Raw genomic sequence first — 15,628 nt, 5'->3', positions numbered from 1 at the left:
TCACATAGTGTGGGTCGGGCGGTCCGAATTCAGGGACCCGGCCAGGTAAGCTTCGATCTTGGTGCGCGCGGTCTCGTCGTCACCATTGAACTGGACACCCACACCAGCAGCACGATTACCCTGGGCTCCTTTGGGAGTAACCCAGACGACCTTGCCGGCAACCGGAATCTTCTCCGGCTCATCCATCAGGTTGAGCAGCAGAAAGACCTCGTCGCCCATGCGGTAATTCTTCTGGGTTGGAATGAAGAGGCCACCATTGCGGACGAAGGGCATGTAGGCGGCATAGAGTACCGCCTTGTCCTTGATGGTCAGCGTCATGATACCGCTGCGTGCGCCGATTCCAGGCCCCATGATTCTCCCGTCTGCTTACCGTTTTGCGCTTTTCGTCAGTCTAGCGGCTCACGCCGGATTTGCCACCCCTGGCCGGCGCATCAGCTGCCGCCACCGCTCCAGGACACCGATCAGTTCCAGCTCCGGATTGACGTTGTAATCCAGCCCGCGACGGACTTCCATGATGGCCTCATGAAGGGAGGTGAGCTCCGCCGGATGCCGGCGCCCGGCCAGGAACCTCAGCATCGGCGCCGCCTCACTGTCCGCAATGGCCTCCGGATCCGCCCCGGCCCGGGCCAGGTCCAGTGCCCACCCCTGGAGCAGGTCCAGCGCCTCGGTCAGCGGCATGGCCAGGAAGGGTTTCACCGCCTCGGACATGGTGATCTCGGATTTTAGCGCCTGCTGCAGGGCCTTCAGGCACTGGGCCCGCTGCCCCGGTCTGTCCGCCTCCAGCAGCCGCAGCGCCTCCAGCGGCGCACCGCCGGCCCACCGCAGCGCCTGATCGAGCGCGGCCGCATCCTCGTCACGCCGCTCCGCCAGCCAGTTCCTCGCCTCGGCGGTCCCGGGCGCCTCCACCCGGAGGATCTGGCAGCGCGACCGGATGGTGGGAAGCACGGGCTGCCCTTCACGCTGGAGAACCAGCAGGAAGGTGTCTGAAGGGGGTTCCTCCAGGGTCTTGAGCAGCGCGTTGGCGGCATTGAGGTTGAGCTGATCCGCACGCTCAATGACCGCCACTTTCCGGCGCGCCACCTGGGGGCTTTCCATCACGAAGCCGCCGAGCGCCCTCACCTGGTGGATACGGATATAGCGGGACTGGTCCGTGGGCATGAGCCGGCGCGCGTCCGGGTGGCCCTCACCGCCCAGCAGGCGGCACTGCTTGCACTCACCGCAGGCGCTCATGCCCTCACCGGCGTTTACTGGCGCCTCACACAACAGCAGTGACGCCAGCGATACCGCAAGCTGGCGTTTGCCCACCCCCGCTGGGCCCAGCAGCATCAACGCATGCGGGAAGCGCCCTTCCCTGAGGCGCTGTGAAAGCTGCTGATGCACCCCGGACTGCCAGGGCCATGGAGCGAAAAAGTCACTCTGCAGCGGCTGTGTTTCGGGATCGGCCATGGGATTTCCGTTTTCGGATTACGTTCATAAGGCGGCGAGCCCGCGCGAGCGCCTGCTGGTCGGGTTGCTCTGGACTGTAGAAAGCCTGTTGCAGAAGCATGCCCAGGGCCCGGATGTCCGGCCCGAGCGTCGGAAACGCCTCTTCAGCCGCCGACACCTGCGCGGCCAGAGTCTCGCTCCGGCCAATGCCGGTCCCCTGATGCTCCAACCAACGACACCACTGATCATACAGGCGGTACCAGGGATCGCGGAAGTGCTGGCGGCGGGCGCGCAGAAGGGAGATGCCGGCGCCGGCCAGGATCAGGGCGGCAACCAGCACGGCCGTGATCACGCCCAGCATACGCCGGTCAATATCGCCGGGCAGCCGCCCCAGCAGGGAAAGCTGGGTCTGGCCTTCATAGCCCACCACCCAGCGCTGCCAGTAGTAGTTGGCGGCATCAAGGCGCAGGCGCATCCAGTTGACCCAGCCCACATCCGCATAACGGTTCATGGAGAAGGGGTCATCCTGCAGGAATCCGCCCTGCCCCTGCATGGCCTCGCGCAGTCCGCTTTCGATGCGCTCCGGCGCGATCATGGCCGTGGGATCAAGCCGTACCCAGCCCCGCCCCGGCAGCCAGGCCTGCACCCAGGCATGGGCATCATACTGGCGCACGATCAGGTATTCGTTGTCGACGCCCGATTCGCCACCCAGGTACCCGGTCACGATTCGCGCCGGAATATCCGCAGCGCGCAGCATGAACGCCAGCGCACTGGCGTAGTGCTCACAGAACCCCTCCCGGGTCTCGAACATCAGCGCATCCACTGTATCGGAATTGCCGAGCGCTTCAGGCTGCAGGGTGTAATGGAAGGGTTCTTCGTTGAAGTGTTCCATCAACTGCCGGATCAGTGCCTGGCGGCCATCCGCCTCACGCCGTTGCCGGGCCACCCATTCCCGCGTGCGCTCATTCGTGCCTCCGGGCAGCCGGGTGTAGAACCGCCGCTCGGCATCCGACAGGCGCCGCGCCTCTGCTGGCTGTTCGTACTGCATGCGGTAACGCCGCCGTGTATCCACACTGCGCTCGAAGCGCACCATTCCATTGCGGTTGAGTTTCACATTGGTGGACGCCGGCACTGAGTCTACCAGCGCGAATCCCCAGCGCCGGCCGTGGGGTTCAAGCATCACCTCGTATTCGTCGTTCGCCAGCTCTCCAGCTGACGCATCCTCGGGCACCCGGGATACCCCCTCCCGGTCATCCAGGCTGCGCCTGTCCCAGCGTTTGCCGTCGAAACGGTCGAGCACCAGCGCCTGCCAGTAGCGCTGGCCCGGCTCGGGCGTATCCCCGCCGAAAGTCACCCGGAATGTCGGGTCGTCATTCTGCGCCAGGCTGGTGATGGCCCCGGGCTCCATGGTGTCGCTCAGACCGGTCGTACCCTGTTCCGAAACCAGTGGCACACTCCACAGCGGCCCGATACGGGGGAAGAAGATGAACAGCACGACCACCACCGGCAGCATCTTCACGAACACCAGTGCCGAGCGCTTCATGGCCTCTCCGCCCATGCCCTGGACACGGCCACCGAGCGCCATCTGCAGGCCGGTAAACAGCAGAAACAGGCTGGCCAGAAGCCCGCCTGTCCAGAGCATGGACTGATGGAAAAGCAGCGTGACCACCGCCAGGTAGCACTGGATGAAAAACAGGATGAACAGATCCCGGCGCCGCCCCAGCTCCAGCCATTTCAGCGCCACCGTCAGGATCAGGAAGGAGGCGGCGGTATCCACCGTGAACTGGCCCCGGTAGTAGGCCCAGAAAGCCGCAGCGCTGACCACCGCCAGCACGCCCAGCCACAGTGGACGCAGGCCACGCTTGCGGTAGCGCTGGACAAGCCAGCCGGACACCACAGCCGCGCCGGCGCCCAGCGACAGCCACAGCGGCAGGCGCTGAACCTGGGCCAGCAGGATCAGGCCAAAGGCGGCGACCCATGGATCCAGGTGATGGCGATTCATGCCGGCGCCTCCCCGAACCCAAAGGCGCCCAGGTGGTTCAGGCACACCCGTTCATGCTGGTCCCCGGTATCCGGCTCTATGGTCTGGCCCGGCATTTTCAGCCCGAAGGGCTGCCCCTGCTCACTGAGCCGGCCCACATGCCAGGCCAGATAGCTCAGCCGCAGTTCCGTATCAGCGCCCGGGAACTGCTCCCAGTCCAGCCAGCGCGGGTCCGCCGGCGGCGTGTCCCAGTCCATCACCACCAGCTGCCCGCTGCGGGCGAAGCGCTTCCAGCTGATGCGCCGCAATGTATCGCCCAGGCGATAGGGCCTGAGCCGGATATCCGAATCCCCGGATGCTGCATCCAGGGTAACCTCGCCCTCTTCCCCCTCGGCGTCGGGTGATGCTTCGAACGGTGGCGGCACCGCTGGCCGTGGTGTCACCAGGCCCTGGGAGGCAGGACGGAACCAGGTCCAGGCCCGGATGAGACCAAACGGGAAGTCCGTTTCCAGCCGGATCGACGGCAGCTTGAGCGGTCCCCGACGGCGGGTGGCCACCGGCAGCGCGACCACCCGTCCCTCACCGGCTTCAAGGCTGACTGTGACCGGCTCGCCACCGTCGATCAGCAGTCGCAGCGCTGCCCGGGGGCGGTTTTCCTCATCCCGGATGCGTATCGCCATGGGCAGAGATTCACCGGCCTCCGATTCACCCGCGCGCACCAGGCTCAGGTGCAACCCCTCAAGATTACGGTAGGTCTGGAAGATGGTGCCGTAGAACAGCGCTCCCAGGATGAAGGTGAACAGATAGATCAGGCTGTTCTGGTAGTTGATGCCGGTGAGCAGCGAGATCACAAGCACCCCAGTGAACATCAGCCCCTCGCGGGTAGGCAGGACAAAGATGTTACGCCGCCCCGGGCGGTAATCGTCCGCCCGCGGAATCCGCCGGTTCACCCACCGGCGCCAGGGACGTTTCACAATCTTACCGGGCATTTGACCCCTGTCACGCCTGTTAACGGACCCTTACGGTTAGGCACTAATCACTATTGCAATACGCTGTCAAACATCAAATACTGATTGGTGAACAATCAGCTTACGCGCAGGAGCATACGACCATGGCTTTCAGACCGATTCTTACCGTTACCGCACTGGGTGCAGGCCTGATTGCCGGCAGTGCGCTCGCCGATGGTGTACGCAGCCTGTCCCAGGATGAAATGGTCGAGACCTACATTCAGGATTCCGCCATTGTGGTCTCTCCGCGCGGTGATCGCCAGACACAGACCCTTGAGGAAACCCGGACGCGTGCCATCCGGGCACTGGTGCGCCCCGGCGAACCCATCCGCACCGAGGCGGACGAGACGCAGACCGTCATGGACATGCAACGCCACCGTATGGACAGCCTGGAACAGGCCCAGAATCACGCGGAGCAGGAGTTCATCCGCCAGGCGCTAGCCTCCCCCGCGGATCAACTCCAGGGCCTGCAGCCGCAGTTCGATACCAGCCTGCCGCAGCCGGTGATTCCCGGTTACGGCACGCCGGATATCCCCGAGGGCCCCTTCACGCGCAACTATGCCAACGACCAGCTTGGTCTCAGCTTCGATGGTCAGACCCTGAATTTCTCAATGGGCAACAACCCGCCGGGTGTAGGCGCCATTGATCTGCCTAAGGGGATTAATGAGGGGCCGGTCAAGCTGACCCCCAGGGCCGGTGGCGGGTTTGATCTCTCGATCGACGTGCCGCAGCAGTAAGCCCCGCTGAAAGAGCTGTGTACGCGGGCCACCCCGCTCCTGAAAGTCAGAGAAGGGACTGGCTGACGCACAGCTCGATCTTGTCGAGGATCATCCGGATCTGGCGCACTTCCCCTTCCAGATGGTCCTCGAACCCCCCTCCTGACGCGTAGCTGTCCGAGATGATCCGAGCACCCATGCTGATCCGCAGCGCGGAGGTGCTGATCCCCTTCAGCGGAACCGGCTGGCCGATATGGCAGCACTGGCCGGCAGCCCTGCGCATAGCCTCACCCAGCGGCCCCAGACAGTCCCGGTCCAGTTCCTGGTTCAGCAGTTCGTACAACCGCCGGGCCTGGTCCGGGTCCAGAAAGCCACCACCGGGTGAGGACTTCACCACAAACGGAAATATGCTGCGACGGTTCGACAGCTCCCGCCCGGCAAAATCATCCCGGGCCCACCAGTCATCATCCGGCGCAAAGAGTGGCTCGACCAGTGGATGCTCACGGAGAAGGCTCACCACCTGTTCACTGAACCGGTTCAGTCCATCAACCCTGATGTGTTCCGGCACTGTGTAATAGCGCGCCATCTCAGCCAGCGCCGCGCGCCACCGCAGAAGAACCCCGGTCTGGAGAGCCGGACGGGCGCCCGACACCATGGACTGCCAGGTTCCGAGGCCATCTGAGGTTATGTAATCAGCGAACCCTTCGGGCAGTACCGCCCCATGGGACAGCCGCCGCCCCACCCGGGCCGGGAAAACGGCGGCACCGCTGAACGGGGGCCCGGTAAAGAACTTGGAACCGGTCAGCAGCAGAATATCGCCTTTTTCCAGGTGGCTCCGCAGATCCTCCCGATCCGTTCGCAACTGGCAGGCGTCCACCACGATCTGGAGACGGTCACCACAGCTCTCCCTGAGACGGTCCATGGCTCCCCGTGACGGGCACCACCGGCCCAGCTTGGACTGCTCCATGGCATGCAGGATGACGGAGTGGCCCTCGCTGACCAGTGACGTGACACACCCCTCAATGGCGGCATCCATTTCCACCGGGGAGCGAATTCCACCAGTTCCGTCGTGGACATCAATCGCGCGGTAGCCAATGGGCGCCATACCGGTCAGCCGCTCGCCACGGGTAACGGGCACGCCCAGACAGGTTTCACTGTCAAAATGCCTGCCTGTCACCGACTCGGGGGTACCGGAGCCGGTTTCATCCGCCCCACAGACAACACTGACCCACGAGCCGGGGGAATCACTGGCCGTTACACCCACCGACAGCAATTGGGCATCGGTCCCGGAGGGCACGAGAAAGGCCGACGGCTGAAGGTCGCCCAGTCCCAGAAGATCCACCAGCTGATGCTCCAGCTGACGGAAGCAATCCGGAACAACCTCTTTTGGATCGCTGGAAAGCAGGTCATGCAGCAGCTTCTGGCGGTAGTAGTCAGCCGCTTCGTAGGCCTGCCGGGAAACGGACGACGCCGTGGACGAGGCGAATGTGAAGGCATGATCACGGGGCGCGGGTGAGCAGCCGTAGCGATTGAGCCCGGTCACCGGATCCACGATGAGCCTGCCATCACCGCCCTGCATGAAGTGCCAGTGCGTCGGGTTCAGCAGCTGGGGGTAGTGCTGGTCGAGACGCTCGCCGATGCGCCGAGTATGGTGGAGCAGCTGCTCGAGATGCTTCCACTCCGTTCTGTGGTTCACAATGGCGACCCGGATTGCCAGGCATCCATTCAGTGTGGTGGTGGAAGGCGCGGATACCCCCTGAAGCTGCAGCTGCGTCACGATGGCCCTGTTGAGCGCATCCAGATAATGATCCGAACAGACACCGCCTGCGGCACGGCCACCAGGCGGCTGATACCGAAGGCACACGATGTTGCTGCTGACCGGCGCCAGGCATTCCAGGTCGTCAGCCGCGCTGACACGGATTGCCAGCTCACGCGCCAAGCGGCAGTGCTTCCTGACACTGGCCGCCATGCTTTCAAGCCCCACCCCCTGGAAGGTGAACCAGACCTTCAGGGCCAGGAAGCCACGTGAAAGCTCCGGCCCCAGGTCACAGGGCCAGGGCGCGCCCGCTTCAAGGCCCATGGGCTGGGTTTCAAGGTACTCGACAGGCTCGGAGAACGTGCTTCGGTGCGCCTCCGCATCGCGCACGAGCACACCACCGACCGCATACGGCACCTGGAACCACTTGTGGAAATCAAAGCCCACCGAGTCCGCCCGCTCGAGACCGGCCAGATCGTCCGCGTATTCCTCAAGCAAGGCCAGCGCGGCTCCGAATGCGGCATCCGCATGGAACCAGAGCCGCTCCTCCTCGCAGATATCAGCAATCCCCGCCAGGTCATCAATGGCGCCGGTATTCACGGTGCACACCGTCCCGATAACCGCGAACGGCTTCAGGCCGGCACGACGATCATTCCGGATGGATTCGCGCAGCGCCGCAGTGTCCAGCGAGTGATCATCACGCACGGGCACCCGCCTTAATGCCTCACTGCCAAGACCAAGCAGCTGGAAAGCCTTGACCAGCGCCCCATGCGTCTGGGTTGAGCAGTAACCAACCAGGACCGGTCCTTTCCCTTGGACCCCCTGCCTTTTGACTTCTTCGCCCAGAGCCCATCGACGGGCAACGGCAAGCGCAATGACCGAGGCCATCGAGGTGCCACTGACCAGCAGCCCGGAACTCTGCCGCGGAAACCCGAACAGCTCCCGGCTCCACTGGATAACCTGCCCCTCGACAGCATGGGCGATATGGTTCCGGCCACCGAGGTTGTTATTCAGCAAGGCTGCACAGAGCTCACCCAGGGCGCCATAGAGATTGCCACCGCCGTGGACCCAGCCGAAGAACCCGGGGTGGAGGTTCCCGTTGGTATACGGGATCAGATGGTCCTTGAAGTGATCGAGAAGTTCACCAACGGGCTGACCCTGGCTTGGCGCCGGCCCTGTAAACGCACGCAATGCCTGCTCGGGCGCTGGTTGCCAGACCGGCGCCTCCTCAAGCCCCCGATAATGATCCAGCCCGGCTTCAAGCGCTTCATGGAAGAACCGGCTGAGGGAACCGACGTCCTCCGGATCAAGATTCGCCATTATTACCTCGCAACAGCGCTCCGCTAGGCCTCGGCCGTCTCAACAGCAGCCTTCTCAGGCTCCGTGGCGGTATCCCGGACCCGGATTCTCTTCGGGAGCGGTCCCTTCCAGGCCACAGCCTCCACATTCTCAATGGTGGCGTCCTCGGGCCCTTCCGGGTCTGAAAGCAGCTGCGTCACGGCCGCCTCGCTTCCGGCCACAACCGCCTCCACCCGGTCGTCAGCCAGATTCCTGAGCCAGCCCCTCAGGTTATGCTTGTGCAACTCATGCCGGAGCCACTCCCGGAAACCGTGCCCCTGGAGCTCGCCACTGAACAGCACGTGCCAGGCAACGGGGTTGGCCGGGTCCGCCTCAAAGCCATGCGCCTGGGCGGGCCCCTCGAGCCCTTTCGGTGGGTTGAACTCCCACTCCGAAACGCCGGCGCGCGCGCAGAACATCCGGTGCGTCGCCAGGATGATCGCCAGCGCTGCATCATTCTCCGGTGTGTTCTGGTAGGTCTGGCGCAGGAAGCTGCGCATGCTGGCATTGGTCTCGAAGACGACGACCTTCCCGTGGTTTTCCGCTTCCGTGCAGACCGCGAAGTCGACCCCGAAATAATCCAGGTCCAGCGTCTGGAGCGCCTTTTCAAGATTCTCCCATACACCCGGCTCAAACTGCGCCGCAGGATCCTCTATGTAATCCTGTTCCATGTCGTAGAGCCACGGGAACTTACGGAAGGATTTGCGGGTTTCCTCCCCGTGAACGTTCCAGTCCCCGTCGTGCCCCATCCGCAGGTGCGCCGGGTAAAGCCTGCCATCGACCATGAAGGCGCGGTATTTGGGGTGGAACCGGTGACCGTCCGCACGTGGATCGGTAAAAGTCACATCGTGGTACTGGAGAACGTAGACCTCGGCTTCGTCCGTGATCCTGACGGGGGTGGATTCAGGCTCATCAATACGGTACATGTGCCTGCCGTTCTGGAAGCCCGATGGCCGTACGATGATCGGAGCCCTGAGTCCGTGCTCGTTGCTGGCATCCTGGACCCGGTCACTGATATCCCCCTTCACGCGCCCCAGGGAAACGCTTCTCGGCATGAGAATCCCTTCACACTGGCCAAGCCGTTCCGCATTCTCTTCCCGGGTGGTGCGCAGCACCTCTTCCGGCGCATTGATGACTGGTGCACTGAGTTTTCTGCATACCTTAATGGCTTTCCTGAGGCCTTCCTGGCAACGGCCCGCATCGGTGATACTGTTGTAGATGAGGTCAATGCTAGGCAGCTCATCCAGGACCCCGGGGTGGCCGTCGATTACATCCACACTGAGGGAATTGAGCGTGACCGCACCAGTGTCCACCATATGCATCAGATTGTTATGCCCCTCAGTTACGGTGAGCTGCCCAGTCGTGGGGTCATAGTGATAGGGAGCACAGCCTACTGTTCCCAGCACCAGTATCCGAAGCTGTTCCTTTCCGGAAGAGTCCGCCCTAGCCAAAGGCTGCTCGTATGCGGCCTGAAGACCCCACTGACAGCTGAGTGCTTCCTTTCCAAGCAGACCATAGAGCCCTGACAGGAGCTTTTTCGCCGTCAGTGGCTTTTCCTTCGCGATCGTCACCCAATGACGGGTCGCATTGAGCGCGTCGAGGTAACTGCCCTGTCGAAGCGCAAGGCCAACGTAACGCTCGATCAAGGTTTCGTTATTCGGATCGCCACGGGATGCCCGGGAAAAACTGACAACCGCATCATTCAGTTTCTGGTTGATCAACTGGGCTTCACCCAGCCAACGCCACCCTTCGGCATCCGCGGGATCGATTGCAAGTATCTGTCTGGCAGCGGCGGTCACTTCGGCCGCACTGGATGTGTTCTGGAGCCTTGATCGAGCTTCCGAAAGAGCTTCCGGTTCCACAATACTTCCATTCCCGCTTACCCGTGGTGCTTTTGCGGAGGGTTTCCGGTTTTTCCCGATCGTCTGTTTTTTCTGCTTTCGTGCCATTTTCAGAACTCCGATTCCAGCCGCACCGGATCACCGCCTTCAGGCCCCATGCATTTGCGATGCCCTTTCACGGACTCTACCCAAGAGGCACCGGATTTGATGAGGCTGAATTCCCAAAACAGAAAAGCCACCCCGAAGGGTGGCTTTTTCAGCTTCACAGGTCGTTTTATTCGCGACCGTAGATCGCCATTTCGGTGTTGCTGACCTGCAGGTTGCTGATACCAACAGAGCCTACGCTGGCAGTGGTACCGTCACCGCCACCAACATTGATGGTCGGCATCCAGACGTCAGCCTGGAAGTTGTCCAGGTTGACACGGAGCGTTTCACCGTTGGCAGTATCAGTACCACTGAGTGCTTCGCCCTGGCCGATGTCCATGCTGACGACAGCAGCGCCACCGCCCAGCACGTCACCGTTGCCCTGAGCTGCGCCCTTCAGGATATCGAGCGAGCCGGCACCAGCCATACGCATGCCTTCCAGGCCAACAGCAGCCACGTCGAACTCGGCGTCCAGGTTATCAATGGCGAAGCCAGCTTCGATTTCCAGTGAGCCGGAAGAACTGTCGCCACCAACCACGTTGTCGGTGCGGGCAATGATGTCCAGCTGGCTCAGGAACACATCCATATCAATGGAGGAAACCAGTGTAGCTGAGGAATCCCCATCGGAGGACTCAAGCTGGAGCGCATTGTTATCAGCACCGCCAACGTTGAGGTTCATGTCCACCGGAGCCGCATCGCCGTCCGAATCAGTCTTATAGCTCTGCACAGAAATCAGTGCATCGCCATCGTTGAGCGTCAGGTCCTCACCACCAAGAGCTGTGCCGGCTTTCGAGCCGAAATCCTGCAGGGTCTCTTCTCCGCTCTGGCCGGTGGGCAGGTCGACATTGATGGCCACATCAAGCCCATCACTGACCCCCTCGATGCCGCCGATCGACAGGTTGTTCACCAGCAGGGAACCAGTCGCATCAGCATCAGTGCTCTGGCTGTATTCGATCTGATCCATGCTGACCTGGGTGTTCAGCTCGATGGTGACACCGGCCTGGCCAGTGGTGTTGCCCATTTCCGACTCAGACATCGGCTCCATTGCCTGGGTAGCAAACGGAGCTGCGGCAACAGCTGTTGCCAGTGCAAGTTTATTCAGGCCTTTCATGTTTGTTCTCCTTGGAGATTCTTTGATTGCGTCGTTTATTTTTATTGCCGGTCATATCTGACCGGGCAATTGTGATTCTAGGTCAGACAATCAGATCATAGGGTGAACGGGTTCACAGGTGGTGAGCAGTGGGAGCACGAAAAGCTGAATTGTGATTCCATTAACATTCGGTCAGATATTTGACGAAAACGGCCACCCGAAGGTGGCCGCAGGAGTGATCCTATTTCCGAGTAAAAATGCGTAGTTACCCGTTACTCTTCTGCTGGGCCGCCTTGCGCATCATCTGCTTGACCGCCATCTGAAGTTCCGGATTAATCTGCTGGGAAACGGGCTCACCGAAGACCCACTCATCCTCACTGTTCTGCCAGTAGGGCACAGACATGAGCAGACCCAGGCCACCAAGATGCTGCAGCTCCACCATCAGGAACCGCACGTCATCGATACCCCGGTCCCCCTTGATGGATTCCTCCAGTTGCTTCTGGGTCTTCTCCTTTATCCCTTCCGGCAGCGCCATGGTCATGAAAAGACCACTGGCTGCCAGATTACCCCGAAGCGCATTGGTGATGATGGTCTTCTGGACGGCATGGGCCGCTACCTCAGCTTCCATCTTCTGCTCCGGATTGATATGCAGGAACTGGCCCTTGCCCTGATGGTTCGAGACATAGCCATAGGGCACAAAGCTGCCATTTTCCCGGATACTCTCCTGAGCCTTGACCTTGCCTTCCTTGAAGAGCTTTTTCAGCATCCCGACAACCAGTTTCTGCTGCTTCTCCGAGAGCCGGCCAAATGCCATTTCCTTGGTCCCCTGCTCCTTAAGGGCCTCCCCACCCTCCTGGCCCAAGGCGGCGGACGGAACCAAAGCACAGATAATGAGCGCACAGAGCAGCGTTCGGAACATGATATAACCTCCTGGGCGTTAGGGAACCTCTGAATAACCAGTTTTGAACGCCAATTCCCGATTTCGATCCGGAGATGAACCGATTTCGGCGATAAATGCCCGGTCTATTTGTTCATCTTTTGTCCGGTTAACGCCTTTTTGGCGGCCACCGGACACACTTCCCCTACGCGGGGAGGTATCGTTCACCGACAAGCATGTTGCTGAACGCTGCCAACAGGTAAAGCCGATTGGCGTTCTTCGCCAGGCCGCGGTAGCGGACCTTAGCGTAACCAAACTGACGCTTGATGGTACGAAACGGATGCTCGACCTTCGCCCGAACACTGGCCTTGATCTTTTCCGCCCTGGCAAGGTTGCTGCCTTCCGCCAGCTGTCGGGTAACACCAGGGCGCCGGGCGATGAACCAGTCGACGTTCCGGTGCCGGTGCTCTTTGCGCTTCTCAATGCCCCGGTAACCGGAATCGCCAAAAACCCGTGTTTCATCGCCGTGGAGCAACGCGCCAGCCGCATTGAGATCGTGCTCATTGGCAGCAGTCACTTCCAGCGAATGGATCATCCCAAAACCGTCATCCACACCAGTGTGCATCTTCATTCCGAAATACCACTGGTTGCCCTTGCGGGTCTGGTGCATTTCCGGATCCCTCTCGCCGCTTTTGTTCTTGGTCGAGCTGGGCGCGGAGATGATGCTGGCATCCACGATGCTGCCTTCGCGCAGCATCAGGCCCTGGCGCTCCAGGTGCTTGTTCACTTCCTTGAACATCGCCTTGCCCAGGTTGTGCTGCTCCAGAAAATGGCGGAAGTTGAGAATGGTGGTTTCGTCCGGAATCGAATCGGCCAGGGTCAGGCCGGCAAAGCGGCGCATGGACTCGATCTCGTAGAGTTCGTCTTCCATCGCTGGATCGGAAAGGTTGTAGAACAGCTGCATGCAGTGGATGCGAAGCATCACCTGCAATGGATACGGCCGGCGGCCGTTCTCGCCCTTGGGATAGTAGCGGGCAACCTTGTTCTCCAGCTTCTTCCAGGGGATCAGCTGATCCATGCGCTCCAGGAACTTCTCGCGGCGGGTCTTGCGCTTTTTGTTCTGGTATTCGGCTTCGGCAAAGCTGATCTGGCTCATGGCGTGAAGACCTTCCCGATTGGTGGCTCTGGCGCTATTGTCGCAAATCCGGGGGCTTTTTCAGAGGTTCCTTAGTCTTACCATTCGCGCCAATTGTGCACCACAGCAGCACGGCAGCGGCGTTCACGGGGTCACATCCCGGCCACTGAAAGGTTAAACTGTGACGCTTTTCACCGGAATCATCATGGAATCGACACACGTCCTGTCACAGTTGAGCTGGTCGGCGCTGGCACAGTCCCTTGCGGACGACCCCGGCTTCTGTCTGTTTGATGTGCCCAGCGCAACGCATGAGCCCGCGCCCATCCGGGTCATGACAGCCCTGCCCCGATTCCGCGAAACCTGTTACCAGTGTGCCGACCACACCACCGGGCTCAGCCAGCGGGCAAGACTGTCACCCGGCGATGGCGACGGCTGGCTGCCGCTCAAGCTCGGGTTTGTGAGTTATGGCGATGGTGAAATGGAACTGCCGGCACGCAGGCCCTCGCCTGCCCCGCTCATCCAGGTCAACGAGTATGACTGGCTGATCCTGTACCGCCTGGAAACCGGCGAAATGGAGCTGCGCATCCACCCGGACTGCCCACCAGAACGCCAGCGACACATCCAGGGCCGTCTGGGCGCGCTCCATGAAAGGCAAGACCCGGCCCGGCCAGCCCCCTTCGCGCTCACCTCCGGGTTTGAAGCTCTGCAGTCACGCCCGGAGTACATGGAGCGCATCCAGCGTATCCAGGACTACATCCACGCCGGTGACGTATACCAGGTCAACTACGCCCAGCCGTTCAGGGCAACCTATGGGGGCCACCCCATCCATGCCTTCCAGGCGCTGCACAGTGCCAACCCAGGCCCCTGCTCGGCCTACTTCGATACCGGCGTCAATCGCATCCTGAGCCTGTCCCCGGAACGGTTCCTGAGGGTGCGGCAGGGCCAGGTGGAGACCCGTCCGATCAAGGGTACCCGCCGGCGTGGCGGTACCCCCGGCGAGGACCACGAGCTGGCGCGGGAACTGCTGGAAAGCCCCAAGGACAGGGCCGAGAACCTGATGATCGTGGATCTGCTGCGCAATGACCTGGGCCGTTGCTGCCGGATTGGCTCAGTCCGCGCCGAGCCACTCTTCGCCCTGGAAACCTTTGCCAACGTGCACCACCTGGTCTCCTGCATAACTGGGGAACTGGCCCCCGGGCTATCACCACTGGACTTGCTGCTCAGCGCGTTTCCCGGCGGCTCGATCACCGGCGCCCCGAAGCGTCGTGCCATGGAGATCATCCGCGAACTTGAGGAGAAGCCCCGAGGGGTGTACTGCGGCACTTTCTTCCACTGGACCCCGTGCAACGGTTTCGACAGCACCATCGCGATCCGGACGCTGGAATGTCGGGGTGATGAAATCACCTGCTTTGGCGGTGGTGGTATCGTGGCGGATTCCGAACCCGAGGCGGAGTATCAGGAGTCGATCACCAAGATCCGGCTGCTGATGGATGTGCTCACGAACCTGTAGGAGCCTGCCTGCAGGCGATCAATATTCCGTGTATCAGAGATCGCCTGCGGGGCAGGCTCCTAAAGGGGAGCTCAATCGTGCTGGGCGGTGCTGGCGTTGAGGAAGGCCTGTTTGAGGCTTTCGTAGTCATGCACGGCCGGAAACTGCGGGAATTCCCGGATGACATTCTCCGGCGCATGGAACAGTATCCCCGCCTCAGCCTGGGCCAGCATGGTGGTGTCATTGTAGGAGTCGCCGGTCGCGATGCACTTCATGTTGAGAAGCTGGAAGGCGCGCACCGCCTGGCGTTTGGGATCCGGCTGGCGCAGGTGGTAGTCCTCGATGGTGCCGTCCTCGCCCACGCTCAGCCGGTGGCAGAGCAGCGTCGGGTAGCCGAGCTTCTCCATCAGGGGCATGGCGAACTCGTAAAAGGTGTCTGAAAGAATCACCACCTGGAAATGCCGGCGCAGCCAGTCCAGAAATTCCCGGGCACCAGGAAGGGGCTCCAGCTCACCAATGACTTCCCGGATCTCCGGGAAGCCATAGCCGTGCTGGTCCAGCAGTGCCAGCCGTTGCTGCATCAACTGGTCATAGTCAGGAACGTCCCGCGTCGTTGCCTTGAGTTCCGGTATCCCGGTTTTCTCGGCAAACGCAATCCATATTTCCGGGATCAGAACCCCTTCCAGATCAAGACAGGCCAGCTCCACAACGCCTCCTTTTGCCCAATGCCCTTGCCAGTAGTGTTTTTGGGAGCGTCATCATAAATAAAGCCTGAACTGAATGCACGGGTAATAACGCAACCCAAATGTTAGAATTGATGGTGCTGAAT

The 15,628-nt window shown here is 61.5% G+C and carries 12 protein-coding genes; 2 read left to right on the top strand and 10 right to left on the bottom strand.

Going from position 1 to position 15,628, the window contains the following annotated elements:
• The 4 genes from H4I92_RS14545 to H4I92_RS14530 are packed head-to-tail and all read right to left on the bottom strand — an operon-like array spanning position 1 to position 4,395.
• Positions 1-351 (bottom strand): PilZ domain-containing protein, encoded by a 351-nt coding sequence (locus H4I92_RS14545; protein WP_077531261.1) that lies wholly within the window; start codon positions 349-351, stop codon positions 1-3.
• Positions 352-399: 48 nt separating this feature from the next.
• Positions 400-1,446 (bottom strand): DNA polymerase III subunit delta', encoded by a 1,047-nt coding sequence (gene holB, locus H4I92_RS14540; RefSeq protein ID WP_077531260.1) that lies wholly within the window; start codon positions 1,444-1,446, stop codon positions 400-402.
• Positions 1,412-3,427 carry a transglutaminase TgpA family protein gene (locus H4I92_RS14535; RefSeq protein WP_077531259.1) on the bottom strand — a complete coding sequence of 672 codons (2,016 nt, stop codon included), beginning with the start codon at positions 3,425-3,427 and terminating at the stop codon, positions 1,412-1,414. The genes holB and H4I92_RS14535 overlap by 35 nt, the downstream gene beginning before the upstream one ends.
• On the bottom strand, positions 3,424-4,395 hold the full coding sequence (locus tag H4I92_RS14530; protein WP_077531258.1) for a DUF58 domain-containing protein: 972 nt from the start codon (positions 4,393-4,395) through the stop codon (positions 3,424-3,426). The genes H4I92_RS14535 and H4I92_RS14530 overlap by 4 nt, the downstream gene beginning before the upstream one ends.
• A gap of 122 nt (positions 4,396-4,517) precedes the next feature.
• Here H4I92_RS14530 and H4I92_RS14525 point away from each other — a divergent pair, with 122 nt between their 5' ends.
• A complete protein-coding gene (locus tag H4I92_RS14525) occupies positions 4,518-5,150 on the top strand; it encodes a hypothetical protein (protein WP_218668228.1) in 633 nt (210 codons plus the stop codon).
• Between the two features lie 46 nt (positions 5,151-5,196).
• Here H4I92_RS14525 and H4I92_RS14520 read toward each other — a convergent pair whose 3' ends face one another.
• From H4I92_RS14520 to H4I92_RS14500, 5 genes are all read right to left on the bottom strand, one after another.
• Entirely contained in the window at positions 5,197-8,205 is a 3,009-nt protein-coding gene (locus tag H4I92_RS14520; protein WP_077531257.1) for a pyridoxal phosphate-dependent decarboxylase family protein, read from the bottom strand.
• A gap of 23 nt (positions 8,206-8,228) precedes the next feature.
• Positions 8,229-10,085 carry an acylphosphatase gene (locus H4I92_RS17090; protein WP_179105724.1) on the bottom strand — a complete coding sequence of 619 codons (1,857 nt, stop codon included), beginning with the start codon at positions 10,083-10,085 and terminating at the stop codon, positions 8,229-8,231.
• Positions 10,086-10,338: 253 nt separating this feature from the next.
• Positions 10,339-11,319 (bottom strand): DUF6160 family protein, encoded by a 981-nt coding sequence (locus H4I92_RS14510; protein WP_077531255.1) that lies wholly within the window; start codon positions 11,317-11,319, stop codon positions 10,339-10,341.
• Positions 11,320-11,563: 244 nt separating this feature from the next.
• A complete protein-coding gene (locus H4I92_RS14505; protein ID WP_077531254.1) occupies positions 11,564-12,217 on the bottom strand; it encodes a hypothetical protein in 654 nt (217 codons plus the stop codon).
• Positions 12,218-12,380: 163 nt separating this feature from the next.
• Positions 12,381-13,331, bottom strand: a complete 951-nt coding sequence (locus H4I92_RS14500; protein ID WP_077528626.1) for an IS5 family transposase — start codon at positions 13,329-13,331, stop codon at positions 12,381-12,383.
• A gap of 184 nt (positions 13,332-13,515) precedes the next feature.
• On the opposite strand from H4I92_RS14500, the gene pabB reads away from it, so the two are divergent.
• A complete protein-coding gene (pabB, locus tag H4I92_RS14495; protein ID WP_077531253.1) occupies positions 13,516-14,820 on the top strand; it encodes an aminodeoxychorismate synthase component I in 1,305 nt (434 codons plus the stop codon).
• Positions 14,821-14,891: 71 nt separating this feature from the next.
• Here the strand turns inward: pabB and thrH are convergent, their stop codons facing one another.
• Positions 14,892-15,506 (bottom strand): bifunctional phosphoserine phosphatase/homoserine phosphotransferase ThrH, encoded by a 615-nt coding sequence (thrH, locus tag H4I92_RS14490; RefSeq protein ID WP_077531252.1) that lies wholly within the window; start codon positions 15,504-15,506, stop codon positions 14,892-14,894.
• Between the last annotated feature and the right edge of the window lie 122 nt (positions 15,507-15,628).

The sequence above is a fragment of the Vreelandella halophila genome (genome assembly GCF_019903425.1).
Classification (GTDB): domain Bacteria; phylum Pseudomonadota; class Gammaproteobacteria; order Pseudomonadales; family Oleiphilaceae; genus Halospina; species Halospina halophila.
This window is presented reverse-complemented; position numbering and strand designations above follow the sequence as displayed.